We start from the raw sequence: 26,127 nt of genomic DNA on the forward strand, positions 1-26,127 counted from the left end.
GGCAGCTTGGGCACTAGACTGGCGGCCTTTTCCACTCTCTGATGTTGATGTTTGAGCCATGGCCGCAATCGTTAAACCCTTCTGGATCCGCAAAACCCTCGATCAACTCGATCAAGAGGAATGGGAGTCGCTGTGCGACGGCTGTGGCCTGTGTTGCCTGCAAAAGCTTGAGGATGAAGACGACAACAGCGTCTACTACACGCGCATTGCCTGCAAATTGCTCGACCTGAAAACCTGCCAGTGCACCGACTACCCGAATCGCCGTGACAGCGTGCCGGATTGCATCCAGCTGTCACCCGGCAAGGCTGAAGAGTTCAAGTGGCTGCCGCCCACCTGCGGCTACCGACTGGTCAGCGAGCGCAAGGACCTGCCGCTCTGGCACCCTTTGGTCTGCGGTGATCCGGATGCGGTGCACCACGAGCGAATTTCACAATCAGGGCGCATGCTCGCCGAAGGCAGCGTGCCGGAAGACGACTGGGAAGATCATTTGATTTTTCGCGCTGGCTAAATGCCAGGGCGGTGACAAGGAGTCTGTATGCCGCTGCGTTACAAATGGCCTCTGGGTGTGCTGCTATTAATAGTCAGCAGCCCGCTTTGGGCAGCCCAAAAGGTTGATCTGGATTACCACGTGCAACTGTTGCCGCAGAGCGATCAGGCGCAAGTGCGGGTGACCTTGGCTGAAGGTTCGGCTGTGCGCAGCCTGGACTTCGATCTGGGGGTTCCCGGCAATTACAGCGATTTCAAGGCAGACGGCCAATGGCAATTGACCGCCGACCCGCAGCACAGCCGTGGCCTGTGGCACCCGGCGCCGGGCAAGGCCAGCCTGAGCTACCGCGTGCAGCTGAATCATCCACTCAAAAACGGCAGTTTTGACACTCGCATTACCCCGAAATGGGCACTGTTTCGCGGCGAGCAACTGATCCCGCCTGCCAGCCTTGATCAGCAAGATGGCACCGAACTGGTTTCGCGTCTGGAGTTTGAACTGCCCAAGGGCTGGAAAAGCGTTGAAACCGCGTGGCCGCGCATCGGTAAAAACCGCTTCCGGATCAACGATGTATCGCGTCTGTTCGACCGGCCAACGGGCTGGATACTTGCAGGCACCTTGGGCAGCCGCCGCACCACCTTGGGCGAAACTGAAGTCACGGTTAGCGCACCGCAGGGGCAGGGCATGCACCGCATGGATGTATTGACCCTGCTGACTTTTGTCTGGCCGCAAGTACAGGCGGTATTTCCACGTAATCCGCCAAAACTGTTGATCGTCGGCGCGGGCAGCCCGATGTGGAAAGGCAGCACGGCGGCGCGCAACTCGATTTATCTCTACAGTGGCCTGCCGCTGGTCAGCGAGAGCGGCAGCAGCCCGCTATTGCGTGAAGTGGTGCAGGTGTTCAGCGGTATCAATGATGAGCCGGGCCATGACTGGATCGGCGAAGGGCTGAGCGAATACTACGCCATTGAGTTGTTGCGCCGTGCCGGGGGCATGAGCGAGGAGCGTTACCAAGCACTGCAACACAGGCTTAACGCTGTCGGCAAAGGCGTAACCCACCTGCGGGGCGCACAAACCAACCCGCCAATGGTGGCGCGGGCGGTGATGTTGTTGCAGGCGCTGGACCGCGAAATCCGTTTGCAAACCCATAACAAGCGTTCGCTGGATGACGTCAGCCAGGCGTTGATGCGCATGGACAAGGTCAATACCCAGTCGTTTATCCAACTGAGTGAAAGCGTGTTGGGCGGGCAATCTGAGGTGCTGGATAGCCCGTTGTTGCGCTGATGGCAGGTTTGACCTATCAGATCTGCTAGGTATTCAGGCAGGGGAATGAAGTCGACACTGTTTTTTTAACTGAAGAATGTCGCCGCAGGCTTATGGTCAGCGAGTAATGATCAAGTAAAAATTAAAACAGGCCATACGCTCCAACAGGCGAGCACCTCTGTTCGCCGTTAATTTATGTATCGATTTTAAGTCTTTACACCTTCTTTACGCCCCCGCATCCCGCTCGATCTCGATCCTTTACGCGCACATTGCACACACTCTTCCTACACGCGGCACATGCCGCCTTGGGAGAGTTGTCATGGGCGTTCTGGATGGGGTGTCCCTGCTGTTAGCAGTGGGGCTGTTCGTTTATCTGCTGGTTGCGCTGTTGCGCGCAGATCGGAACTAGGAGCGGGTATGCACAGTTATGACTATGCGCTGATTCTGGCTTTCTTCGTTCTGGTGTTATTGCCAGCGCCGTGGCTGGGGCGCTTTTACTACAAGGTGATGGAAGGCCAGCGTACCTGGCTGACGCCCGTATTGGGCCCTGTCGAAAAGCTTTGCTATCGCGTCGCCGGGGTTGACCCGAGCAGCGAACAAAGCTGGCAGAAATACACATTGGCTTTGCTGGCCTTTAACCTCGCAGGCTTTGTAATCCTGTTTGTGATTCTGCTGTTTCAGCAGTACCTGCCGCTCAACCCGCAACACTTGCCGGGGCAGGAGTGGACGCTGGCGTTCAACACGGCGGTGAGTTTTGTCACCAATACCAACTGGCAGAGTTACAGCGGCGAAGCCTCGCTCAGTTACTTCAGTCAAATGGCTGGCCTGACGGTGCAAAACTTCGTCAGCGCAGCGACCGGTCTGGCGGTATTGGTCGCGTTGTGCCGGGGTATTGGTCGTCGTTCGGCGCAAACCTTGGGTAACTTCTGGGCTGACATGACCCGCGCCACGCTCTACGGCTTGCTGCCCATGTGCCTGGTGCTGGCACTGTTTTTGGTGTGGCAGGGCGTGCCACAAACCTTTGCTCATTACGTGAATGCGGTGACGATGCAGGGCGTGGATCAAGTGATCCCGCTGGGCCCGGCCGCGAGCCAGATTGCAATCAAGCAACTGGGCACCAACGGCGGTGGTTTCTTTGGGGTGAACTCGGCGCACCCGTTCGAGAACCCGAGCGCCTGGAGCAACTTGTTTGAGCTGGCCTCGATCATCCTGATCCCGGTAGCACTGGTGTATACCTTTGGCCATTACGTCAAAGACCTGCGCCAGAGCCGAGCCATCATCGCTTGCATGCTGGCGTTGTTCTTGATCGGCGGCGGCACCGCGCTGTACGCCGAATACCAACCCAACCCGGCGCTGAACAGCCCGCTGGTTCAACAAGCCGCCCCGCAGGAAGGCAAGGAAGTCCGTTTTGGCACCACCGGCACTGTGCTGTGGGCCGAAACCACGACCGCAGCCTCCAATGGCTCAGTCAACGGCATGCACGATAGCCTCAATCCTATGAGCGGGATGGTCGCGCTGGTCAACATGATGGTCGGTGAAGTGATCTTCGGGGGTGTGGGGGCCGGGCTCTACGGCATGTTGCTTAACGTGCTGATTGCGGTGTTCCTTGCCGGTCTGATGATTGGCCGCACACCGGAATACCTCGGCAAAAAACTGCAAGCCAAAGAAGTCCAGCTGTTGGTTGTGACGTTGCTGGTGATGCCGGTCGGCGTGCTGGTGCTGGCGGCAATCGCTTCGGTGCTGCCGAGTGCGGTGGCCGCCGTGAGTAACCCTGGCCCCCATGGTTTCAGCCAAATTCTGTACGCCTTTACCTCGGCCAGTGCCAACAACGGTTCGGCGTTCGGCGGCCTGAGTGCCAACACGCCGTTCTACAACCTGATGCTCAGCCTGGGCATGTTGCTGGGACGCTTCGGTTACATCCTGCCGGTGCTGGCATTGGCGGGCAGTCTGGCGATGAAGAAAACCGCGCCGATTGGCCAGAACACGTTCCCAACCCACGGCCCGTTATTCGTGGCACTGCTGACCGTGACCATCTTGCTGGTAGGCGGCCTGACCTTCTTGCCAACGCTGGCCCTTGGCCCAATCGCTGAACAACTGACTCTGGGCTTCTGAGGAGACGATCATGACTATGCCTGCTCCTGTTTCAAAGTTGACACCGACGCCTGAAACCAAGGCGTCCGAATCACCGAAAACCGCGTTCGCCGACCTGTGGCGCCCAGCCTTGCTGCAAGCCTTCGTCAAGCTCGACCCGCGCCAACTCAAGCGCTCACCTGTGATGCTAGTGGTCGAGCTGACGGCAATTTTCACCACCCTTCTGTGCTTTATGCCTGAACCTGCGGTGCCCACCGGGGTGGCGGTGCAAATCGCCCTGTGGCTGTGGTTTACCGTGCTGTTCGCCAACTTTGCCGAAGCCCTGGCCGAAGGGCGGGGTAAAGCCCGCGCCGACAGCCTCAAGGCTGGCAGCGTAGGCTTGAGTGCACGTCGACGTGCAACCACGGGCGGTTATGAAATCGTCCCGGCCACCCGTCTGCGCAAAGGCGATGTGGTGCGCGTTGAGGCGGGGGAGATGATCCCCGGTGACGGCGAAGTCATCGAAGGGATTGCCGCCGTCAACGAAGCGGCGATTACCGGCGAGTCCGCGCCCGTGATTCGTGAGTCGGGCGGTGATCGTTCGGCGGTCACCGGCAATACGCGATTGGTGTCGGACTGGCTGGTGGTGCGAATCAGCGCCAACCCCGGCGAGTCGACCCTGGACCGCATGATTGCGCTGGTCGAAGGCGCCAAACGGCAGAAAACCCCGAACGAAGTGGCGCTGGATATTCTGCTGATCGGCCTGACCCTGATCTTCCTGATCGTGGTCGTGACCCTGCAACCCTTTGCCTACTATGCCGCTGGCAGCCTGCCGATCGTCTTTTTGGTAGCGCTGCTGGTCACGCTGATTCCGACCACCATCGGTGGGCTGCTGTCCGCCATTGGTATCGCGGGCATGGACCGCCTGGTGCGCCTCAACGTGATCGCCAAGTCGGGTCGTGCCGTTGAAGCTGCGGGTGATGTGCACGTGCTGATGCTCGACAAAACCGGCACCATCACCTTTGGTAACCGTCGCTGCACCGCGCTGTACGCTTCACCGGGCGTGACCGCCAAAGAGCTGGCCGAAGGCGCATTGCTCGCGTCACTGGCAGACGAGACGGCGGAGGGCAAATCCATCGTTGAGTTTATTCGCGGGGCGCATACCTTGCCTGAGCCCTCTGCGTCTGACTTCACCGCCGTGCCGTTCACGGCTGAAACACGCTTGTCGGGTATCGACTTCAACAGTCGGATTTATCGCAAAGGCGCAGTGGATTCAGTGCTGGCGTTTGTCGGCCTGAAACGCACAGAAGTGCTGCCCGCATTGTCGCGAGAAATCGACAAAATCGCCCAGAGTGGTGGCACGCCGTTGCTGGTGTGTGCTCAAGGTCGACTGCTCGGCGCGATCCACCTCAAAGACGTCGTCAAGCCAGGCATCCGCGAGCGTTTTGCCGAGTTGCGCAAGCTGGGGATTCGCACCGTGATGGTCACCGGCGACAACCCGCTGACTGCCGCCGCGATTGCCGCCGAAGCGGGTGTGGATGATGTGTTGGCCGAGGCCACGCCGGAGAAAAAACTGGCGCGTATTCGCCATGAGCAAAACGATGGCCGTTTAGTCGCCATGTGCGGCGACGGTGCCAACGACGCCCCGGCGCTGGCGCAGGCTGACGTTGGCATGGCGATGAACGATGGTACCCAGGCGGCGCGTGAAGCGGCCAACATGGTCGACCTCGACAGCGATCCGACCAAGCTGCTGGACGTGGTGCAAATCGGCAAAGAACTGCTGGTAACACGCGGTGCGCTGACGACCTTTTCCATCGCCAACGACGTGGCCAAGTATTTCGCCATCTTGCCCGCGCTGTTTGCCTCGGTTTACCCGCAACTTGGGGTGCTCAACGTGATGCACCTGAACAGTCCGCAGAGCGCGATCTTGTCAGCCATCGTGTTCAACGCCCTGATCATCGTGGTGCTGATTCCGCTGGCCTTGCGCGGCGTCAGGGTACAAGCGGCGAGTGCCGCGCACTTGCTGCGCCGCAACCTGCTGATCTATGGCGTGGGCGGGCTGGTGGTGCCCTTTATCGGCATCAAACTGATCGACATGCTGCTCACCGCGCTGCACTTGGTTTAAGCGCCTTCGGAGGAATTGATCATGGCTTCTTTTTTACGTCCGGCCCTGAGCCTGATGCTGTTGATGACCGCCATCACTGGCGTGGTTTACCCGCTGGTCGTCACCGGCATCGCTCAAGTCGCGTTCCCGGCCCAAGCCAATGGCAGCCTGGTGCGCGACAGCGCAGGGCACGTGTTGGGTTCGGCGCTGATTGCGCAAGACTTTACCGGCGACAACTGGTTCCACCCACGGCCTTCGGCAGGGGCTTTCGCCACGGTTTCCAGCTCGGCGAGCAACCTGGCGCCGAGCAACCCGGCCTTGGCCACACGGGTAAAAGAGAGCGCTGCGCAGCTTTCCGTGCCTGATCAAGGACCGGTGCCCCTGGCATTGTTGACCACCTCGGGCAGCGGTCTGGACCCGCACTTGCCACCAGAGGCAATACGCTATCAACTGGCACGGGTTGCAGCGGCGCGTCACGTGCCAGTAGAAACGGTTGAACAACTGGTGCAAAAACACATCGAACAGCCGCTGGTGGGCCCGCCGGTGGTTAACGTGCTGTTGTTGAATCAGGCGTTGGCGCAGCTGCAATAAATCTCCCGCGTAGGCGCGAGCTTGCTCGCGATCTTTTGATCTTTTAAAAGATCGCGGGCAAGCTCGCGCCTACAGGGGTTATGTATTCATTAGGTAGATTCCATGACAAATTCCGGTCGCGCCGATGCGCTGTTAGCTGACTTGCCACGCGCTGGCCGTGGGCGGCTTAAAGTGTTCCTTGGCGCGGCCCCCGGCGTGGGCAAGACCTACGCCATGCTGCAAGCCGCCCACACCCAACTGCGCCAAGGGGTCGCGGTGTTGGCCGGGGTGGTCGAAACCCATGGTCGGGCCGAGACCGAAGCACTGCTCAACGGTTTGCCCCAGCAACCCATGCTGCGCTCGGAATACCGGGGTGTGCAGCTCGAAGAAATGGACCTCGATGGCCTGCTCGCGGCCAAACCGAAATTGGTGCTGGTCGATGAACTGGCCCACAGCAACGCCCCCGGCAGCCGCCATGCGAAACGCTGGCAAGACGTACAAGAACTGCTCGCCGCCGGGATTGATGTCTATACCACCGTCAACGTTCAGCATCTCGAAAGCCTCAACGATCAAGTGCGCGGCATCACCGGGGTACAGGTGCGCGAAACCCTGCCTGACTGGATCGTTCAGGAAGCCTACGAACTGCTGCTGATCGACTTGCCACCCCGCGAACTGCTGGAGCGGCTGCGCGAAGGCAAGGTGTACGTACCTGAGCAGGCACGTGCGGCGATTGATGCTTTTTTCTCTCAGACCAACCTCAATGCCCTGCGCGAGCTGGCGATGCAGACCGCCGCCGTGTACGTCGACGATGAGCTCGACAAAGGCTATCGCCAACAAGGCCAGTCAGCGCCCGCGTTACGTGGCCGCTTGTTGGTGGGCATTGATGGCGATCTGCATGCCGAGCGCCTGGTGCGCCATGCCAGCCGGGTTGCGGAACGGCGGCACTTGCCTTGGAGCCTGGTGCACGTCGACAACGGCAGCGCCCGTGACGAGCAATCGCGTTTACGCCTGCAAAACGCCCAGCAACTGGCTGAAAGGCTGGGTGGAGAAGTGGTGCTGTTGCGCGCCGGTGAAGTGGCGAAAACCCTGATCCAGCACGCCAGTGAACGGCGTGCCAGCTTGCTGCTGGTGGGGCAGTCGCGGCTGACGTGGCGTCGACTTGTGTTCGGAGGCGGGCTGGCCGCGCGCTTGCTGCGCAATTCGCACGGTCTGGAAATCAACGTGCTCGACAACGAGCAGTCGCCCGAGCCTGCCGTAAGTCGCGGCAAACATGCGCTGGTGTGGTTTGACTATGGTCTGGCGCTGGTAGCCACAGTATTGGCCAGTGCGTTGGCCTGGGGGGTCGCCAGCGTGTTGGCGCTGCCCAATATCTCGCTGGTATTTTTGGCAGCGGTGTTGCTGGTCGCTGTGCGCAGTAGCCTGGGGCCCGCGCTGGCCTGTGCTGCGCTGTCATTTCTGGCTTACGACTTCCTGTTCATCCCCCCCAACTTCTCGTTCAGCATTCAGCGTGAAGAGGACGTGCTGACGCTGTTGTTCTTTTTACTGATGGCTGCGCTCACCGGCAATCTGGCGGCCCGCCAGCGCAGGCAACTGCAAGCGTTGCGTGACACTCAAGAAGAAACCACGCAGTTACTCGACCTGTCGCGCAAGCTCACGGCAGCAACGGATCGCCAGGCGGTGATCAATGCGGCGGCTCAGCATTTGAGTGCCTGGAAGGAACTCAATGTGTGCCTGCTCAATCGTGATGGCAACGGCGGCTGGACGGTCGAAACCGGCGGCCCGCTGCACTTTAACGAGTCGGAAAGGGCCGCTGCGGATTGGGCCTGGACACACGATCAACCAGCGGGCAAAGGCACCGGCACCTTGCCGATGGGCAATTGGTGGTGGTGGCCATTAAGGGCTGAAGAAGGGCCACTGGCCTTGCTCGGGGTTTGCCCTAAAGAGGGGCAGCAACTGAGCGGCCAACGTCGGCGTTTACTGATGGCACTGAGCCAACCGCTGGCACAGGCGCTGGCCCGTGCACGCCTGGCGCAGGACCTGGAAGCCGCCCGCTTGCATGGCGAAACGGAACAGTTGCGCAGCGCGTTGCTGGCATCGGTGTCCCATGACTTGCGCACCCCGCTGACCACCATGCGCGGCAGCATCGACACCTTGCTGGCCTTGGGCGAGGCCATCCCGCTGACTGATCGACGTGAATTGCTCGAAGGCACCCGCGATGAGGCTGAGCGTCTGGATCGCTACATTCAGAACTTGCTGGATATGACCCGGCTCGGCCACGGCGCATTGAAGCTGGCCCGTGACTGGGTGTCACCCGCCGACATTGCGGGCAGCGCCTTGAACCGGTTGCGTGCCGTGCTGGCGCCGTTGCAGGTGCACGTCGAGGTACCGGCGCAGTTGCCTTTGCTCCACGTGCATGCCGCGTTGATCGAACAGGCGCTGATCAATGTGCTGGAAAACGCCGCGCGCTTCTCGCCGCCCCATGGGCAGTTGTTACTGAGCGCCGGGGCTGACGAAGGTGAGTTGTGGTTTGCCGTCAGCGATCAGGGGCCGGGCATTCCCGAAGAAGATCGGGCCAAGATTTTTGACATGTTTTACACCGCCGCCCGTGGTGATCGCGGGGGGCAGGGCACGGGGTTGGGGCTGGCGATTTGTCAGGGCATGGTCGGCGCGCATGGTGGCCGCATCACCGTGGATGACGGCATTGGCGGGCAGGGCACCTGCATCACTTTGTATTTGCCGTTGCGCGATCAACCGGCCATGGATCAGGAAGAGGCGGAGCGTGAACACTGATACTCTTTGGCCATATTTTTGCTGCGATGAACTGCCATGAGCCTGCCTGCGACTGTTTTAGTCATTGATGATGAGCCCCAGATCCGCAAGTTCCTGCGCATCAGCCTGGTGTCTCAAGGCTACAACGTGCTGGAAGCCGCGACAGGCACTGAAGGCTTGAGCCAAGCGGCCTTGAACAAACCGGACGTGCTGGTGCTGGACCTGGGCTTGCCGGACATGGACGGCCAACAGGTATTGCGCGAGTTTCGCGAGTGGTCCAATGCGCCGGTGCTGGTGCTCTCGGTACGCGCCAGTGAAACGCAAAAAGTTCAGGCGCTGGACGGCGGGGCCAATGACTATGTGACCAAGCCATTTGGGATTCAGGAATTCTTGGCGCGCATCCGCGCCTTGCTGCGTCAGGCCCCCACGGGTGAGGCCCGGCAAGCGGCAGTTGAACTGGGCCCTTTAACCATCGATCTGGCGTTTCGCCGGGTGCTGCTTGAGGGGGCGGAAGTGGCGCTGACCCGCAAGGAATACGCGGTGCTGGCGCAACTGGCGCGGCATCCGGGGCGGGTGATTACCCAGCAACAATTGCTCAAGGATATATGGGGCCCGACCCACATCGAGAACAGTCACTACCTGCGCATAGTGGTCGGTCATCTGCGGCAAAAACTGGCAGACGACCCCACCCGCCCGCGTTTCATCGTCACCGAGCCGGGTGTGGGGTATCGGCTGTTGGGGGGCTGATCGCGGCCTGGTGTTGCAAGTCCGAGTCTCGACTACAAGCCGGAGCGCTGATCGGCTTCATAACGATCCAGTGTGTCCTTGGCGATTTCACGGCCTAAAGCGATGAGCTCCGGTGCTTTATAAAACTCAAAAAAACGGCATACCCGTTTGGGTACGTTGATCAGAATGTCGGGTGGGTAGCCCGCAATCTTGTATTGCGCCAATGAGGTTTGCATCACCTCAAAGCTCTGGTTGATCAAATCCAGTAACGACGCAGGGCCGACGTTGTCGACAATGACCGAGCCAGTGGCCGATTTGGGTGCGCCTTCGTTGGCGACTGCCGGTTGCCGGTTTTTTGGATAGGCCGACTCAAGCCAAGGGTTGGGTTGCTCTTCAACGGGCTGCTCGGCAAACGGCTTGAGCATTTCCTGTTCCAGGTTGCGCAGGTGCTCGGCCTGTTTGGTGCGAAACGGAATGTGCGAACCCAGCGAACTCATCAAATTATCAAAGCGCCCTTTAAACGCAGCCGGGCGCTGAATGACCGGCAACTGATAGTGATTTTGCGTAGTTGAGTTCAGGTTCACGGCAACAATCAGGTCGCAATGGCTGGACACCACCGGAACGATGGGCAAAGGGTTGAGCAAGCCGCCGTCCACCAGCATGCGATTGCCCTGCATCACGGGGGTGAACAGGCTGGGAATAGCGGCAGAGGCCCGCATGGCCTGGTGCAGGCAGCCTTCCTGAAACCATATCTCCTGTTGGTGGGTCAGGTCAGTGGCGACGGCCGTGTAGGGGATGCGCAGGTCTTCGATGTTGATTTCGCCCACGATATTGCGTATTTGCCCGAAGACTTTTTCACCCCGAATGGCCCCCAGCCGAAAGCTCACGTCCACCAAGCGCAAAACATCCAGGTAATCGAGGCTTTGAATCCAGTCGCGGTACTGATCCAGCTTGCCCGCCGCATAAACGCCCCCGACCACTGCACCCATTGAACAACCGGCAATGCAGGCGATCTCGTAGCCACGGCTTTCGAGTTCTTCAATCACGCCGATATGGGCATACCCTCGCGCGCCACCTGAGCCGAGTACCAATGCAATACGCTTTTTCATGACAGGGCCCTTTGCCAGACAAGTGCTTACAATGCCTTTTTGTGACGTGTAACGACAGCCCAAACCGTATCGGCCAGCTAGGCTGTAGAAGCGATCGGGTCTAGGGATCAAAACAGCGCGAGGCAAGCGTGCGCGCGCAGTGTTGGGCATGACGGCACTTTTAGGCCTGTAGCTCGTCTTAGTTGGCTCTGAACATTAATTTGAGGGATGAACCATGAAAGCTTGGATCTGTGTGCCATTAATGGCAATTGCATTGGCCGGTTGCGCGGGTAAAACGGTTTATCGTGACAGTTGCGGTACCCAACTGGATGCGGCGTGGCATGAACTGGACCTGGCCAAGGCAGAAGGTTTTGCAGGCACGGTCAGCTATTCCAAGGCATTGTCTTTGCTGACGGCGGCAAAAACCCAGCAACAATTCGAAGCGTTTGAAGGCTGCACCACCAAAGCCGAGAAAGCGCGTTTCTATATTCGTGAGTCCCGTGCCGGGCGTTAAATCGGTGTAACGAGGGAGGGGAAGAATGTCTGATTTGGTTGATCGGATCGTAGCCAATTGCGTGCGCCTGGAGGTCAGGCTGTTGGCCTGCCAGGCGCGTTTACAGGCTGAAACAGACCCAGAGGCGCTGCACGACCTGCGCACGACTGTGCGTCGTTTACGCAGTTTGCTACGCCCGTTGCGGGGCTTGCCGGGCGTGGTTCAGCTCGAAATGTCGGCGTCTCAGGTGGGTGTGTTAACAACGCCATTGCGCGACCTTGAAGTGTTGGCTGCGCACCTTGAGCAACACGGTCACCCAACATTGGCCGCACGGCGTTTGAAACAGCTGGAAGGCAGTTACGAGCAGGTGGCAGACAGCACTGAGCTGTCGCAACTGCTGATGATTCTGGATGTGTTCCCGCGTTTTTTGCGCGCCAGCGAACGTGAAGGCTTGCTGCGCGGTTTGCGTGGGCGCATTGAAGCGGTGTTGGCCAAGCAGTGGAAGGCACTGCACAAAGCATTGAATGATCCGGGGCACGACCGGCATGAAGTGCGGTTGTTGATCAAGCGCGTGCGTTATGGTGCCGAAGCTTATCCAGAACTGGAGCACGTCCCCGCAGGGCTGATGAACCGGCTCAAGGATGCGCAAAAGGCCCTGGGTGAATGGCATGACGCCTGGCAGTGGTTGTTGCAGGCAGAGCAGCAGCCGGACCTGCAACCGTGCGTCGAGCAATGGCGTACAACACTCAAGCGCGGCGAGAAACGTGCTGATCGGGCGCTGATCAAGTTGAGCGCGGCGCGTTTTAGCCGTGTATAGCCTGCCGATTTCGTAGCAGTTGCCGAGCACCGCGAGGCTACGTCCGATGGCGAAGCGATCGTAAACCCTAAGTGCAGGGTACAACTGATACCCCGCAGTGCTTGGTTTTACGACTGCTGCGCAGCCGGACGTAGCCTCGCGGTGCTCGGCAACTGCTACGTGATTTGCGCGCACCATATTGCTGCCTGACTGCCCTTTCAGCAGATGATTTGGCGTAAATGAGCGCTGTGCCGCGTCAGGCAGGCCAGTAGTATCGCGTCATATTTTTCTGCTTTGAGGTGTTTATGCAGTTTTCAGAATTGGTCGACGCAGTGCGCAAAAATCCTTCAGACGTGACGATCTCTGAAGATTGGGGGCAGGGGCGTGCCAGTTTTGGCGGGTTGATGGTGGCTTTGCAGTACGAAGCCATGCGCGCTCAAGTCTCGGCTGAGCGTGCTTTACGCTCGCTGGCCGTCACGTTTGTCGGGCCTGCCGAGCCTGGCGTGCCGATCAGTTTTGAAGTTGAAGTGCTGCGTGAAGGCAAGGCCGTGAGCCAGGTGCTGGGGCGTGCTGTGCAAAAAGGCCAGGTGGTGACGCTGGTCCAAGGCAGCTTTGGCGCGGCCCGCGAGTCTGTGGTCAACGTCGACAGTTTGCCTGCACCGCACATGAAAGCGCCGGAAGAATGCCCGTTGTTGCCCTACATCAAAGGCGTTACGCCGGAGTTTATGCGCCATTTGTCCATGGGCTGGGCGGTGGGCGCGCTTCCGTTTACCGGGCGTGGCACGCGAGAAATGGGCGGTTGGGTGCGTTTTGCCGGGGACGTTTCAGAGCAGCCGCTGACCCAAACCCATCTGCTGGCGCTGGTTGATGCCTGGCCACCGGCCTTGCTGCCGCTTTTGAGCAAGCCGACCGCGGGCAGTACGCTGACCTGGACGATTGAGTTTGTGCAACCGCTGCCTGAGGCCAGCACCCTGGATTGGTGCAAATACCTGGCCGTCATTGAGCATGCCCGGGATGGCTACGGCCATGTGGCGGCCAATCTGTGGGCCCCCAATGGTGAACTGATAGCGATCAGTCGCCAGACCGTAGCCATCTTTGGCTAATCAAAAGGTTTTACTGCGCTGTGCAGCCTGAGCCTTGGCGTCTTGCTGACGGCTCTGACGCTGTATCACCATGCCTGCAAACAGCGCGACCAAACCAATCACGGCGCTCGGCGCATTGTTGCTGAACACACCGGAGGCCAACAGCAGAAAGGCCAGCACCATCATCGGTACGGCGATCAGACTCAGTGCCTGATGGCTGGCGCTGTGATTGCTCTGTGGGTTCGAGCGCCATTGCCAGGCGGGTAGGTTGGGATGACGTTTGCCCATGATCAATCTCCTTGTTTTCAAGGGTTCAGTCGTGTCTGAACCGGATGAACAGAGAATAGGGCCGTGATGGGCGCACGGCGAATCGAGTCTGGCTATTGGCCTTATAGCTTTAACTGACCAATGGCGCGGTTCAACTCTCCTGCCAGAGTTGCCAACTGGTTGCTGGTGGTGGCCGAATCGACGGTTTGCTGCACGGTGTTTTCAGTCACATCGCGGATGCTGACCACGGCTCGGTTCATTTCTTCCGCGACCTGACTTTGTTGTTCGGCGGCCACGGCGATTTGCGTGTTGCTTTCGCGCATCTGCGCCACGGCGTGGGTGATCTCGGCCAGGGCGGCGCCTGCTTCCTGCGCTTGTTGCACGCAATCGTCGGCCTTGAACGAGCTTTCCTGCATGAAGTCCACTGCATCGCGGGTGCCTGCTTGCAAGGCCGACACCATCGAAGTGATTTCGTCAGTGGAGGTTTGTACGCGTTTGGCCAAGTGCCGCACTTCGTCGGCGACGACCGCAAAGCCGCGTCCCATCTCGCCCGCCCGTGCGGCCTCGATGGCGGCGTTGAGTGCCAGCAGGTTGGTTTGCTCGGCAATACTGTGGATCACGTTGACCACGCTATTGATCTTCTGACTGTCTTGCGCCAATTGCTGAATCATCTCAGCGGTTTTTTGTACCCCGTCCGACAAGCTGGCGATGGAGTGTTGCACCCGGCTGACCACTTGTTGCCCGCTGCCAGCCAGGTTGTCGGCGGTTTGCGACAGATCGCGGGTGGCGCCTGCGTGTTGTGCGATGTGATAGACCGTGGCGGTCATCTCATTAATTGCGGTCGCAGCCTGATCGGTCTCGCTTTGCTGGCCGAGCATGCCGTGCTGCACGTCATTCATGCTGCTGGCCAGGCGTGCGGCCCCGGCGTCAAGTTGCGCGGCGGTGTCGGCCACGGTGTTCACCACGCGCTGGTAACCCGCCTGCATGGCGTTGAAGGCGCTGGCCATCTGCCCGACTTCATCGGTGCAGGCCAGCGGCACGCGCGCCGACAAGTCCCCGGTTTTTTCGACATGTAACATCACGTCTTTAAGGGTGTTGAGTTGACTGAGCAAAAAGCGGATCAGCAATTGTGAGGCGCCGAGCATGGCCAGCATCAACACCAAAACAGCCACCGCATAACGGGGCAAACGTTCAACGAATACGTGAGCCAGGCTCGGTGCATAGGCCAGTACGGCGACTTTTTGGCCATTCTCGCGGGTGACCACTGCGGCCCCTGACAACGGGTTTTGCCCAAACAGCGGCATGCGATTGATCGACACCCAGCCGTTGGCGTTGCTCAACTGTGGAAGTGGCTGATCGTTGAGCGTCGGAACTTTATCGGGCGCGATGTGCAGCAGATCAGGGGCTTCAGGCCACGCCTGCCCAGCGGGCCAGACACTGAGTAAATGTGCTTGGGCCTCGGCACTGGCGTGCGCAGCATCACTGCGCGATTGCTGTTCGAGTTGCACGGCATACAGCACCAGCAGCAACGTCGTGACAAAGGCCACTGCATTCACGGCCCAGAATTTGTACTTAAGCGAGATGTTGCTGAGCCAGGCACCCATGGAAGGTCTTCTCTGATTTTGCGAAAACAATATTGGCAAGGTGCCATCATTGTGCCGCTACTCTGTGAAGACAGTGTTGATGTGGGTCAAGGTTACACAGACCCTTGTAGGAGCGAGCTTGCCTCGCGATCTTTTGATCGTTTAAAAGATCGCGAGGCAAGCTCGCTCCTACATAGGGTGGCGTTATGCGCTCAATACAGGCAATCCAAAGAATGCGCGGGCGCAGGCCGTGGTGTGGGCGGCGAGGTCTTGTTCGCTCTCTTTGCGGTGCACGGCCACTTCACGCAACACTTCCGGCAAGTAGGCCGGTTCATTGCGGCCGTTTTTCGGCTTGGGTCGCAAGGTGCGCGGCAGTAAGTACGGGGCATCGCTTTCAAGCATTAAACGACCACGCGGGATGTCACCCACCAGCGGGTGCAGGTGGGTACCGCGCCGCTCGTCGCAAATCCAACCGGTGATGCCGATGTGCAGGTCCAGGTCCAGGTAGCTGAACAGGGCCCGCTTTTCGCCCGTGAAACAGTGCACGACCGCTGCTGGCAGGTGGTCGCGGTAATTACGCAGGATTTCCAGCAGACGCTGGCTGGCGTCGCGCTCATGCAAGAACACCGGCAACTGCAAATCCACGGCCATTGCCAAATGCTCTTCGAGCACTTTCTCTTGTTGGGCGCGGGGTGAGAAGTCACGGTTGAAATCCAGCCCGCATTCGCCCACGGCGCGTACGTTGGGTTCTTTGAGCAAGGCCAGTAAACGCTGGGCGCTGTCGCCGTTCCAGTCGCTGGCCGAGTGCGGATGAATACCGGCGGTGGCGAACAGCCGATCAGCGTTTTCGTCCAACTCGCGGCACAGTTGCAAGGCCAGTTCACTGCCTTCAACGCTGGTGCCGGTGAGGACCAATTGCGCGACCCCAGCCGCGTAAGCACGCTCTAAAACAGCGTGGTGTTTACCGTCGAAACTTGGATTGGTCAGGTTGACGCCGATATCGATGAGTTGCATGGTGCTACCTCAGGCCACAGGCCGCGAAGCATATCAGAGCTGTAGATTTATAAGAAAAACCAAGAACTACAGACGGTTATGGTTGTCTTTGAATGCCGCAACAACGCAATGCCCGTTTCTATCCCAGGGTGCATTGGCTGTATTGCGCTCTGTTTCCAGCGTTGAAATCCCCCAATGGGGCGACCGATTGTCGGGTAATCCGACGCGCAGCTGGACTGTATTCTTTCCGGAGAACGGATGACGAGACCTACGCTATTGATTGCGCTGTGCCTGATGCTGTTGCCAATCCCGGCGCTGGCACGTCTGGCTGGACCTTTACAGGTCGGGCAGCCAAGTCAGGTCCGCGATCTGGCGCAGATTCGCAGCAGCCAGGTGCTGCGGGTGCTGGTCAATCAAAGCCGCAACAGCTCTGGCGAAGTGCAGGGCCAGGACATCGGCGTTGAATATCACCGTTTGCGTGCCTTCGAGCGCTACCTCAATGCCCAGGCCCGCGATGGGCAAGAAATCACCCTCAAAATCATTCCCAAGGCCAAAGACCAGTTGCTCGGCGCGTTGATGCGCGGCGAGGGCGACTTAATGGCGCCGGGGGAGTTGCTGGACGTCAAACCCACTCACGCGGTGAGCCCCAGCGACCCTATCGTCGACCGGGTGCCTTTGCTGCTGGTCGGGGTTAAAGGCGAGCACCGTTACACCCGATTCGAACAGCTGTCGGGCCGAACGGTGGCGCTGACCACTGGCAGTGCAGCCGGTGAGTCGATCAATCTGATCAACCAAAAGCTGGCGTTGCGCAAATTGCCACCCGTCAAGGTTGAATGGGTCGATCCGAGCCTGGCGGTGGAAGATGTGCTGGAGATGGTGCAGGCCGGGATCTTTCACCTGACGATTGTGGAAAAACCGATTGCCGAGCGCTGGGCCACGTTAATGCCCAAGCTGCGCTTTGATCGCCAGGTGCTGATCAGCGAACCGGCCGCCATGCGCTGGTTTGTTCGCCGCGATGCCTCCATGTTGCACACCAGTGTCGATAAGTTTTTGGCGAGCTATAAGGCACCGTCCAATCAGGATGTAGCGTTTGAGCGGGTGTACCGACGTTTGTATCGCGTGCATTACCCGCTGGCCAAAGCGGACAGGCAGAAGCTGGAAAAACTGCGGCCCGTGCTGCAAAAGCATGCCAGGCAACAGGGCATGGATTGGCTGAACCTAGCCGCACTGGCGTTTAAGGAGTCGGCCCTGGATCCGGGCGCGCGGGGTTCTGGCGGCGCTACCGGCTTGCTGCAAATCACCCCTTCCGCCGCGCAGCGGGTGGGAGTGAATGACATTAAAAATGTCGATAACAATGTGCAGGCCGGGGCCAAGTACCTGGCCTTGATCCGCCGCAAATTCTTCTCCAGTCCCAAACTTAACGAGCGTGAGCGTATGGCCTTCGTGCTGGCCGCTTACAACATGGGCCCTGAACGGGTGCAGGCCATGCGGGCGGAGGCCAAGCGCCGGGGACTAAACCCCAACCAATGGTTTTTTCAGGTGGAACGAATTGCCATGGAGCAGGTGGGCATGAGTGGCGTCAGCTATGTTAATAGTGTGAATAAATACTATTTGGCCTTCGACCGTGAGCGTGACTCGTTAGAGCCAGCAGGACGAGAGGTGGCTTCACGTAAATGATCGATTAATTCGATCTTTGTGTTGGGTTTATTCGACTTTTATCATAATTAAAACTGATTAATATGGCGTCCATTCCCCCCCTGATTTAAAGGACTGCACCATGAGCAAATTGATCCAGACCGTTCTTGGAACACGTGCCGGTTACGGCTTGACTGTATTGCGCATCTTCGTCGGCATCGTCTTTGCCGCTCACGGTTCGCAAAAGCTTTTTGGCTGGTTCGGTGGCGGTGGCCTGGCAGGCACTGCGCAATGGATGGAAAGCATTGGCCTGGCGCCCGGTACGCTGATGGCGTTGTTGTCGGGCGGCACTGAGTTCTTTGGCGGTCTGGCATTGATTGTGGGGTTGCTGGCACGTCCAGCGGCATTGGGCTTGTCGTTTACGTTGTTGGTGGCGATCTTCTCGGTGCACATCCATAACGGCTTGTTTATGGCCAACAACGGCTATGAGTTCGCCCTGGCTCTGCTGGGCGGTACTGTGGCGGTGTTGTTCGAAGGCGCAGGCAAGTTGTCGATCGACAGTGCCATTGCTGATTGAATCCCGCGTTGCACACGCACACACATAAAATCCGCAGCCCCGCTAAGGGCTGCGGATTTTTTTTCGTGTAGCGCAAGGGCGGGTAAATGGCCTGTGTCAGAACGTCAGCGCGTTGGTGAGGTCACCCATGGGCGTTTGTCCGCGGGCTTTCATTGCGTCGTCACGCTGCTTTAGGCCGTCGAGCACTTCCAACTGATGCACGCGGGTGATCAGGCGCAGGATCGAAGCCGTGTCATACACCGTGTGGTCAACCGTGCCTTTACGGGCGAAGGGCGACACCACCAGCGCCGGAATTCGCGTGCCGGGACCCCAGCGGTCGCCCTTGGGCGGCGCCACGTGGTCCCACCATCCGCCGTTCTCGTCAACGGTGAGCACGACGACCATGTTTTCCCATTGCGGGCTGTTGCGCAGCACTTTCAGTGCGCGGTCCAGGTGCCGGTCGCCGGAGGCCACATCGGCATAACCGGCGTGCAGGTTCAGGTTGCCCTGAGGCTTGTAGAAAGACACGGCAGGTAACTTGCCGGCTTCGGCATCGGCCAGGAAACGGTTGGTGCTGGCTTCGTCGCCCAGGCCACCGTCGCGCAAGCGCTTGCTGCGCTCTGCCGGGTTTTCAGGGCCTTGCTGGGTAAAGTAGTTGAACGGTTGGTGGTGGTACTGGAAGTTCGGGATTTTCGGAATCCCGCCCGAATCCTTGTACTGGTCCAGGGTGGCTTGCCAGGCACCCGCGTACCAGGCCCAGTCGATATTCTTTTTGCTCAGCTTGTCACCGATGTGCTCGTGACTTTGCGGCACCAACACGCTGGGCAGGTCGGGTTTGGAATAGTCCGGGCGCTCGGGGTCTCGAATCCAGGTTGGCCAGTAGGGCGGGGCCATGGTGTTGACGGCAAAACCGTCTGGCGTGAGGGCGCTTGGACCGAACTGCGGAGCGCCGCTCATGGCGCTTTCGGGGGTTTTTTCCAACGGTTTTAGGCGCGTTCCGGTCGGGTCATCGCCTTGCAGCGTAGCCATCTGGGGTTTGGCCACCGAGGTGGCGGCATTCGGGTAGAACGGCACGGTGGCGCTGATCAAATACTGGTGATTGAGGAACGAGCCGCCGAAAGCGCCCTGGAAGAAGTTGTCACACAGCACGAACTCGCGCGCGACATCCCACAGGCGCAGCGAATACTGCGACTGGGCGTAGTAGCCCATCGGTAATCCCCCGGAGTCTGCCCACGCCACGAACTGGTCGTTCTTGCCACCGTTGATCTGCATCTGGTTCTGATAAAACACGTGCCACAGGTCACGGGTCACCAGGCTCAGCGGCAGGTCCTCGTGGTTCGGTCCCTTCAGCGCGAACGGTGCGTTAGGCAGGTTTTCCTGGAACTGCACGCCTTGTTCGTACGTCACCCCGTCAACTGTCTGCGGGCCTACTTGCAATATGCCGCCCCAGGCGGGAGGCAGGGTTTGTAACAGGCTGCCATCGCGATCACGCTGCTGGTAATCGGCGGGCGTGAGTGTGGACAAGGGTTTTTCGACACCGGGGAAGTTGGCGAACAAGTTGTTGAAGCTGCGGTTCTCGGCATAAATCACCACGATGGTTTTCACCTGCTCGTGGAGCTTCTTGTCCAGCTCGGCGGACGTCAGCGGCAGCGCCTTGACCGGGCCTTCATGTTCACTGCTCCCGCAAGCGCTCAAGGTCGCGGCGCCTACGCCCAGCGCGGCAGCCCCGGCCAGGAAGCGACGTCGGCTGGTGTCGGCAGGGAGTCGGGTGTCCTTGTCTTTCTCGTCGCTCATTATGCAGTCCCGTTAAGTGTTACAAAACATTTTCGGCGGCAGCGTAACAAGGGATTATGACGGCGGGGTTTCAACTGATCGAATTCATTCAGGGGCAGCCGCTTTATTCATCTAAGCGTGCACGAATTCATGGGGGGCTGGTGCGGGCTTTTTGTGGCACGTGATTCTTGACAGTTGTAACCGGCTTTATCTAGGATGTTTCTTGCGCCGATTTAAACAGCTACTTGCGGGGCGCCAGGGTGTCAATAGACACTCGAAATACCGCTAAAGCGCTGGTTCGGTGTTGCCTCTCACCTGCCACGCAGAACCTTGAGGCGGAGAACCGATACATGAGTCACCCACGTCCTGTTGTACGTCTTGCGCCGATCACGGCCAATCAGACTTTTCGCAATCCAAAAATCCTTCTGGGCGGTAAACATCAGCCGACGCTGTTGCGTTACCTGGACGGCTGGCCACGTCGCAAAGGTCGGGCTTCGGCGTTTTTGATTCAGTTTGTCGAAGAGGGGGACGAACTGACGCGTTTTGCCGCTGACAGTTTTGACCTGGCGGTGATTCAGTCGCCTTCAGCAGAGAGTGCCGAGCGGGTCATTCGCAACCTTATCCGCGTGTCACGTCAGGGCTTGATTACCTTGCGTTAATGACCCGATCAGCCTAACAGACAAAGCTGACAGGCATGCAGCTGCACGTTGCTGATGAGTCGATTCTTACGCTTTAACGCAGTTTCGAAGATTTGGTCGGTTGGCCATTAGTTCTTCGGCTGTCGAGTAAGTCGAGCGAAAAGGCAGTACTTGAGTCCATTGATCAGCAAACTGGGTAATGCAGAATCTATAGATATAGGGGCCGTTGCCTGGAAGTCGCTTTTTCTTGAATTCAGACTGCGCGGTGCTATTTGCGTTTGCGTTTTCGGGCGCTGGCTCCTGGGCTATGGTGGTAGTGGCGACGAGCAAGTTCAGTGAAAGTGCAGCGATTATGCGAGTTAAAAGTGCCATTAATTTATTCCATTAAAAATAATGTGAGTGGTTGAAGTCCTGAGCTTAGTTGTGGGGTCTCAACGTTCAATGAAGCAACTGCGATGCCGCCTGTAAGAAATACCACTTGTGCACGCAGGTTTGTATTCAGAGGCTTCCGTGCCTTGAATACACAGTGGTGCTGTTAATCAGGGGTAATCAATAGCGACTATATAGACCCACTGCTCGCCGGTCGGTGTTTGAACCTGCACTTCGGCATCCAGCGATTTGCCAATCAGGGCACGCGCCAGAGGGGAATCGATACTGATCAGGCCTTGTTTAAGGTCCAGTTCATCGGGGCCGACGATGCGGTAGCGCGATTGTTTGCCATCTTCATCTTCAATCGTGACCCATGCGCCGAAATACACTTTGTTCGGGTCGCTGGGTTTTTCGCTCACTACTTTCAGACTTTCAAGGCGCTTGGTGAGAAAGCGCACGCGGCTGTCGATTTCGCGCAGCATTTTTTTGCCGTAGGTGTATTCAGCGTTTTCCGAACGATCACCTTGAGCCGCCGCCTCACTGACCGACTGCGTGACCTGCGGCCTGCGCACATGCCACAGCTCATGCAGTTCTGCGCGCATCCGCGCTTCACCTTCGGGGGTGATCAGCGCGGTGCCGGCAGGGCGGGGCGGACGGTAGCGACTCATGGGCAATCCGTTGGCAGAGAAGGGCGCGAGTCTATCAGCCCTCGCGCAGCACTGTCAGCGGGCTGGCATTCAGCGCCCGGCGGGTGCCAAACACTCCGGCGCCGCCGACCATCACGGCGCCGAACACAGGCAGCAGCAATAGCCACGGGTGCGGATGCCAAGGCAGATCAAAGGCATAGCGGTACAGGGCCAGACTCACCAGTTCTGCGCCTAACGCGGCGAGCAAGCCGCTGGTGGCGCCCAGCAGTCCGAACTCGATACGGCGGGCCTTGATCAATAATTTGCGTTCGGCGCCCAGCGCCCGTAGCAGGGCGCCTTGGCGAATGCGCTCATCCAGGGTGGATTGCAAGCCGGAAAACAGCACCGCCATCCCCGCAGCCAACACGAACAACAGCACGTACTCAATGGCAATCGTGACTTGCGCCAGGATGCTGCGCAGCTGCTCGAGCAAGGCATCAATCGGCAGAATGGTCACTGCCGGGAAGCTGCGTGACAGCTCGATGATTTCTTTGTCGTGGCCCGGCGCCAGGTAAAAGCTGGTGAGGAAGGTGGTTGGCAAATCCTGCAAGGTGCCGGGCTGGAAGATCATGAAGAAGTTGGGCTGAAAGTTGTCCCAGTTGATGCTGCGCAAACTGCTGACCTGCGCCTCACGGTTAACCCCGGCCACGGTAAACACCAAGTGATCGCCCAGTTTCAGCTTCAGGCTTTCGGCCACCTTGGCCTCAACCGAGACCCCCGGAACTTCGCCGGTTGGTTGCGCCGTCCACCACTGACCCGCCGTCAGTTCGTTACCCTCGGGCAGGTCGGCTGCCCAGGTCAGGCTCAAGTCGCGCTGCACGGCTTTGTCGCCGCTGGAGTCTTTGGTGACCAGTTCTTGCACCGGCTCGCCGTTGATACTGATCAAGCGCCCGGGAACCACGGGGTAGATCGGTGCTGCCTGCGCTTGAAGTTCATGCAGGCGTGCGCCGAAGGTGTCTTTGTCGGCGGGCAGGATGTTCAGTGCAAAGTAGTTGGGCGCGTCTTTGGGCAGCTGGTTTTGCCACGTGTCGAGCAACTCGCCACGTAGCAAGGCAATGAGCGCCATGGACAGCAGAATCAGGCCAAAGGCCAGAGCCTGGCCCGCAGCAGCCAAGGGCTGACGCAGTAACTGCCCCAAACCCAGGCGCCACGGTAATGAGGCCCCGGCCAAACCGCGACGAAGCCCCTGCAAGCCGAGCAACAACAGGCTGCCAAGCACCAGCGCAGCAATGACGCCACCACCGAGCAGGGCGAAGGTCAGTACCAGATCCAGGCTCATGCGCCACATGATCAGACCCAGCGCCAGCAGCGCGGCCCCGTAGACGCTCCACGTGCTGGCCGGGATCGGCAGGATGTCACGGCGCAGCACCCGCAGCGGTGGTACGCGTCCCAGTGCGGCCAGGGGTGGCAGGGCAAAACCGGCCAGTGCCACCAGTCCGGTGCCCATCCCGGCAATCGCTGGCATCAGGCCGCCGGGCGGTACGTCGGCGGGGAGCAAATCGTGCAGTAAAGCGAACAAGCCGAGTTGCGCGAGCCAGCCCAGCAGAGCGCCAGCGAGGCTGGCCAGCAGCCCGAGAATGGCCAGTTGCAGGGCAAACAGCCACAGTGTTTCTCGACGCGACAAGCCCAGGCAGCGCAGCAGGGCACTGGCGTCAAAACGGCGATTGGCGAAACGGGTTGCCGACAAGGCAACAGCGACTCCGGCGAGCAGTACCGCCACCAGGCTGGCCATATTCAGATAACGCTCGGCCTTGCCCAGGGCGCCGCCAATCTGCTGGTTGCCATCGCGGCCGTCCAGCAGGCGCTGGTTGGCTTCCAGGCCGGGTTTGATGGTTTGTCGGTACGACTCAAGCGCAGGCGCCTCGCCGCGCCACAGCTCGCGAAAGCTGACCCGGCTGCCCGGTTGCACGATACCGGTGGCCTGAAGGTCGTCCAGGTTGATCAGTACGCGTGGGGTGAGGCTGTAAAAATTACCGGCGCGGTCGGGTTCGTAGGTCAGAACGCGGGTGATCTTGACGGTTTTTGAGCCGACATCAATCTCATCACCCACATGCAGGTCGAGCGCGGTCAGCAGCCGGGGCTCTACCCAAGCTTCTCCGGACGTTGGTCCGCCGCCGGGTTGTTCTTGCGCGAAGGGTTGCGCAGCGCTTTTGAGTGCCCCACGCAGCGGATAGGCGCTGTCGGCGGCTTTGATACTGGACAGCTGAATACCGTTGTCGGTGGCAATCACGCTGGAGAATTCGACGATCTGCGCGTGTTGCAGACCCAACTCCTTGCCGACTTTGATTTGTTCTTCGCGGGCAGGCGAGCTGCCTTCCAGCACCAGGTCGGCGCCCAGGAATTCGGTCGCACGCAATACCATCGCGCCATTAAGGCGGGCACCGAAGTAGCCGATGGCGGTGCTGGCAGCCACTGCGACCAGCAGGGCGAAAAACAGCACCCGCAACTCACCGGCGCGGGCATCGCGTAGCAGTTGGCGGAAGGCGAGGCTGATCATGCGCAACAGTGGCAGGCGTGCCATCAAGGCTCCAGAGGGCCGACCAAATGGCCAGCGTCAAGGCGGATCAGGCGTCGGCAGCGATGGGCCAGACGTTCGTCATGGGTCACCAGAACCAGCGTGGTGCCCTGCTCTTTGTTCAGCTCAAAGAGCAAGTCGGTAATGCGCTCACCTGTGTGGCTGTCGAGGTTGCCGGTGGGTTCGTCGGCAAATAGCACGTCCGGGTTGGCGGCAAATGCGCGGGCGATGGCGACGCGCTGCTGTTCGCCGCCGGACAGCTGGCGCGGCGAGTGAGTCAGGCGCTGGCCCAGACCGACACGTTCCAGCAGATGGCGTGCGTGTTCGCGGGCGTCTTTGCGGCCATCCAGCTCCAGCGGCAGCATCACGTTTTCCAGTGCGTTGAGGCTGTCGAGCAGTTGGAACGACTGGAAGACGAAGCCGACGTGTTCGGCGCGCACGCGGGCGCGTTGGTCTTCATCCAGTGTGCTGAGCGCATGCCCGGCCAAAATAACGTCGCCCTGGCTTGGCAGATCGAGCCCGGCAAGCAGGCCCAGCAGGGTGGACTTTCCGGAACCCGATGCCCCGACTATCGCCAGGCTGTCGCCTTTGTGCAGCTCAAGACTTAAAGGATGCAGGATGGTTAACTCGCCTTCCGCGCTGGGAACCACTTTGCTAAGGTTCTGCGCGGTGAGAATACTTTCGCCCATGGAGAATCCAATGCGTACGTGGTTTTTAAGTGCTGCTCTGGCCCTGATGTGTATAGCGCAGAATGCAGCAGCGGGAACAATCTTGATCGTCGGCGATAGTATCAGCGCGGCTCTGGGCCTGGATACCCGTCTGGGATGGGCGTCTTTGCTGCAACAGCGCTTGAAAGAGCAGGGGTATGACGACCAGGTGGCCAATGCTTCGATCAGTGGTGACACCAGCGCAGGCGGGCTGTCGCGCTTGCCTGCACTGCTTGCAGAGCATAAACCGGAGGTGGTGATTGTTGAGCTGGGAGCCAATGACGGGCTGCGCGGCCAGCCGCCTGCGCAATTGAAACAAAATCTTGCCGGGATGGTTGATGCCTCGCAAAAAGCCGGCGCGAAGGTGCTGTTGCTGGGCATGTTATTGCCGCCCAATTATGGTCGGCGCTATACCCAGGCGTTTGCCAAGGTGTACACCGATGTGGCGAGTGAGAAGAAGGTCGCGCTGGTGCCGTTTTTCCTGGAGGGGGTGGGCGGTCATCCGGAGTTTATTCAGGCGGACGGACTGCATCCGAAGGCCAATGCACAGGGCCGTTTACTGGATAATGTGTGGCCAACCCTAAAACTGCTGCTTTGATGCTTTTCTAGCGGCATTCTTTCGGCTAAGGTGGCGCCCCCCCGATTTGGAGCCCCTGATGTCGCGTCCTGCCTGGTCTTTATATGCTTATCAACTGATCGAGCCCGATGAGCAGCTCGATTTGTTCGCCTGCCAGGAAGTACGGGTGCATTTGGTGACGCGCCAATTGGAGCTGGGCGGCACGATTGACCGCACGTTGTGTGGCTCGTTGCTGCCTGCGCAGCCGCGTTGGTCAGACGTCACGCGCAAAGTTTTTCAAGACCATCGGCTGTGCCCGTTGTGCCGGGCGATCATCGAATCGCAACGCCGTGGAACAGAGCCAATCTGGCCTGAGTTGCGCTTTGAACTATGATTCAACCTGT

At 59.3% G+C, this 26,127-nt stretch carries 24 protein-coding genes; 16 read left to right on the plus strand and 8 right to left on the minus strand.

All coding sequences use genetic code 11. From position 1 onward, the window contains the following. Nucleotides 1-58 precede the first annotated feature (58 nt). The 8 genes from RHM56_RS05260 to RHM56_RS05295 all read left to right on the plus strand — a co-directional run bounded on the left by RHM56_RS05260 (nt 59) and on the right by RHM56_RS05295 (nt 10,007). Nucleotides 59-508 (plus strand): YcgN family cysteine cluster protein, encoded by a 450-nt coding sequence (locus RHM56_RS05260; RefSeq protein ID WP_019410703.1) that lies wholly within the window; start codon nt 59-61, stop codon nt 506-508. A 27-nt stretch (nt 509-535) separates the two neighbouring features. Beyond that, the gene (locus RHM56_RS05265) at nt 536-1,768 is read left to right on the plus strand and encodes a hypothetical protein (RefSeq protein WP_322239270.1); all 1,233 of its coding nucleotides are present in this window, start codon (nt 536-538) and stop codon (nt 1,766-1,768) included. Between the two features lie 298 nt (nt 1,769-2,066). Further along, nucleotides 2,067-2,156: a K(+)-transporting ATPase subunit F gene (gene kdpF / locus RHM56_RS05270; RefSeq protein WP_003446770.1), complete on the plus strand. Its 90-nt coding sequence runs from the start codon at nt 2,067-2,069 to the stop codon at nt 2,154-2,156. A gap of 8 nt (nt 2,157-2,164) precedes the next feature. Then, the gene (gene kdpA, locus RHM56_RS05275; protein ID WP_322239272.1) at nt 2,165-3,859 is read left to right on the plus strand and encodes a potassium-transporting ATPase subunit KdpA; all 1,695 of its coding nucleotides are present in this window, start codon (nt 2,165-2,167) and stop codon (nt 3,857-3,859) included. 10 nt (nt 3,860-3,869) lie between these two features. Further along, a complete protein-coding gene (gene kdpB / locus RHM56_RS05280; RefSeq protein WP_416194884.1) occupies nt 3,870-5,942 on the plus strand; it encodes a potassium-transporting ATPase subunit KdpB in 2,073 nt (690 codons plus the stop codon). Between the two features lie 21 nt (nt 5,943-5,963). Further along, a complete protein-coding gene (gene kdpC, locus RHM56_RS05285) occupies nt 5,964-6,512 on the plus strand; it encodes a potassium-transporting ATPase subunit KdpC (RefSeq protein WP_322239274.1) in 549 nt (182 codons plus the stop codon). A 102-nt stretch (nt 6,513-6,614) separates the two neighbouring features. Further along, the gene (locus RHM56_RS05290) at nt 6,615-9,281 is read left to right on the plus strand and encodes a sensor histidine kinase KdpD (RefSeq protein WP_322239276.1); all 2,667 of its coding nucleotides are present in this window, start codon (nt 6,615-6,617) and stop codon (nt 9,279-9,281) included. Between the two features lie 36 nt (nt 9,282-9,317). Then, a complete protein-coding gene (locus RHM56_RS05295) occupies nt 9,318-10,007 on the plus strand; it encodes a response regulator (RefSeq protein ID WP_322239278.1) in 690 nt (229 codons plus the stop codon). A 32-nt stretch (nt 10,008-10,039) separates the two neighbouring features. Here RHM56_RS05295 and RHM56_RS05300 read toward each other — a convergent pair whose 3' ends face one another. Then, the gene (locus RHM56_RS05300) at nt 10,040-11,095 is read right to left on the minus strand and encodes a patatin-like phospholipase family protein (protein ID WP_322239280.1); all 1,056 of its coding nucleotides are present in this window, start codon (nt 11,093-11,095) and stop codon (nt 10,040-10,042) included. Nucleotides 11,096-11,309: 214 nt separating this feature from the next. On the opposite strand from RHM56_RS05300, the gene RHM56_RS05305 reads away from it, so the two are divergent. From RHM56_RS05305 to RHM56_RS05315, 3 genes are all read left to right on the plus strand, one after another. After that, the gene (locus RHM56_RS05305) at nt 11,310-11,588 is read left to right on the plus strand and encodes a hypothetical protein (RefSeq protein WP_026014235.1); all 279 of its coding nucleotides are present in this window, start codon (nt 11,310-11,312) and stop codon (nt 11,586-11,588) included. Nucleotides 11,589-11,613: 25 nt separating this feature from the next. Next, nucleotides 11,614-12,384, plus strand: coding sequence for a CHAD domain-containing protein (locus tag RHM56_RS05310; protein WP_322239284.1), 771 nt, complete (start codon nt 11,614-11,616; stop codon nt 12,382-12,384). Between the two features lie 284 nt (nt 12,385-12,668). Beyond that, nucleotides 12,669-13,466 (plus strand): thioesterase family protein, encoded by a 798-nt coding sequence (locus tag RHM56_RS05315; RefSeq protein ID WP_322239286.1) that lies wholly within the window; start codon nt 12,669-12,671, stop codon nt 13,464-13,466. On the opposite strand, the gene RHM56_RS05320 is transcribed toward RHM56_RS05315, so the two are convergent. From RHM56_RS05320 to RHM56_RS05330, 3 genes are all read right to left on the minus strand, one after another. Further along, the gene (locus RHM56_RS05320) at nt 13,467-13,733 is read right to left on the minus strand and encodes a terminase (RefSeq protein WP_322239288.1); all 267 of its coding nucleotides are present in this window, start codon (nt 13,731-13,733) and stop codon (nt 13,467-13,469) included. A 101-nt stretch (nt 13,734-13,834) separates the two neighbouring features. Continuing rightward, complete coding sequence (locus RHM56_RS05325) at nt 13,835-15,316, minus strand: methyl-accepting chemotaxis protein (protein ID WP_322239290.1); 1,482 nt, start codon at nt 15,314-15,316, stop codon at nt 13,835-13,837. A 183-nt stretch (nt 15,317-15,499) separates the two neighbouring features. Further along, nucleotides 15,500-16,309 (minus strand): TatD family hydrolase, encoded by an 810-nt coding sequence (locus tag RHM56_RS05330; protein WP_322239292.1) that lies wholly within the window; start codon nt 16,307-16,309, stop codon nt 15,500-15,502. 237 nt (nt 16,310-16,546) lie between these two features. Here RHM56_RS05330 and RHM56_RS05335 point away from each other — a divergent pair, with 237 nt between their 5' ends. Both RHM56_RS05335 and RHM56_RS05340 read left to right on the plus strand, forming a co-directional pair. Beyond that, on the plus strand, nt 16,547-17,965 hold the full coding sequence (locus tag RHM56_RS05335) for a transglycosylase SLT domain-containing protein (RefSeq protein ID WP_322239294.1): 1,419 nt from the start codon (nt 16,547-16,549) through the stop codon (nt 17,963-17,965). Between the two features lie 100 nt (nt 17,966-18,065). Then, a complete protein-coding gene (locus RHM56_RS05340) occupies nt 18,066-18,500 on the plus strand; it encodes a DoxX family protein (RefSeq protein ID WP_322239296.1) in 435 nt (144 codons plus the stop codon). A gap of 96 nt (nt 18,501-18,596) precedes the next feature. Here RHM56_RS05340 and RHM56_RS05345 read toward each other — a convergent pair whose 3' ends face one another. Next, complete coding sequence (locus RHM56_RS05345) at nt 18,597-20,273, minus strand: acid phosphatase (protein ID WP_322239298.1); 1,677 nt, start codon at nt 20,271-20,273, stop codon at nt 18,597-18,599. A 329-nt stretch (nt 20,274-20,602) separates the two neighbouring features. Between RHM56_RS05345 and RHM56_RS05350 the strand changes: the two genes are divergently transcribed. Further along, on the plus strand, nt 20,603-20,911 hold the full coding sequence (locus RHM56_RS05350) for a class I SAM-dependent methyltransferase (protein WP_322239300.1): 309 nt from the start codon (nt 20,603-20,605) through the stop codon (nt 20,909-20,911). Between the two features lie 518 nt (nt 20,912-21,429). Here RHM56_RS05350 and greB read toward each other — a convergent pair. From greB to RHM56_RS05365, 3 genes are read right to left on the minus strand one after another with little or no spacing between them, the layout of a single operon-like run. Then, nucleotides 21,430-21,927 (minus strand): transcription elongation factor GreB, encoded by a 498-nt coding sequence (greB, locus tag RHM56_RS05355; protein WP_019410722.1) that lies wholly within the window; start codon nt 21,925-21,927, stop codon nt 21,430-21,432. A 34-nt stretch (nt 21,928-21,961) separates the two neighbouring features. Continuing rightward, a complete protein-coding gene (locus tag RHM56_RS05360; RefSeq protein ID WP_322239303.1) occupies nt 21,962-24,466 on the minus strand; it encodes an ABC transporter permease in 2,505 nt (834 codons plus the stop codon). Beyond that, nucleotides 24,466-25,149, minus strand: a complete 684-nt coding sequence (locus RHM56_RS05365) for an ABC transporter ATP-binding protein (protein WP_322239305.1) — start codon at nt 25,147-25,149, stop codon at nt 24,466-24,468. The genes RHM56_RS05360 and RHM56_RS05365 overlap by 1 nt, the downstream gene beginning before the upstream one ends. Nucleotides 25,150-25,159: 10 nt before the next feature. On the opposite strand from RHM56_RS05365, the gene RHM56_RS05370 reads away from it, so the two are divergent. Continuing rightward, nucleotides 25,160-25,765 (plus strand): arylesterase, encoded by a 606-nt coding sequence (locus RHM56_RS05370; protein WP_322239307.1) that lies wholly within the window; start codon nt 25,160-25,162, stop codon nt 25,763-25,765. 58 nt (nt 25,766-25,823) lie between these two features. After that, entirely contained in the window at nt 25,824-26,117 is a 294-nt protein-coding gene (locus RHM56_RS05375; RefSeq protein WP_003446817.1) for a hypothetical protein, read from the plus strand. Nucleotides 26,118-26,127 lie beyond the last annotated feature (10 nt).

Source organism: Pseudomonas sp. CCC3.1 (genome assembly GCF_034347405.1).
Lineage (GTDB): Bacteria > Pseudomonadota > Gammaproteobacteria > Pseudomonadales > Pseudomonadaceae > Aquipseudomonas.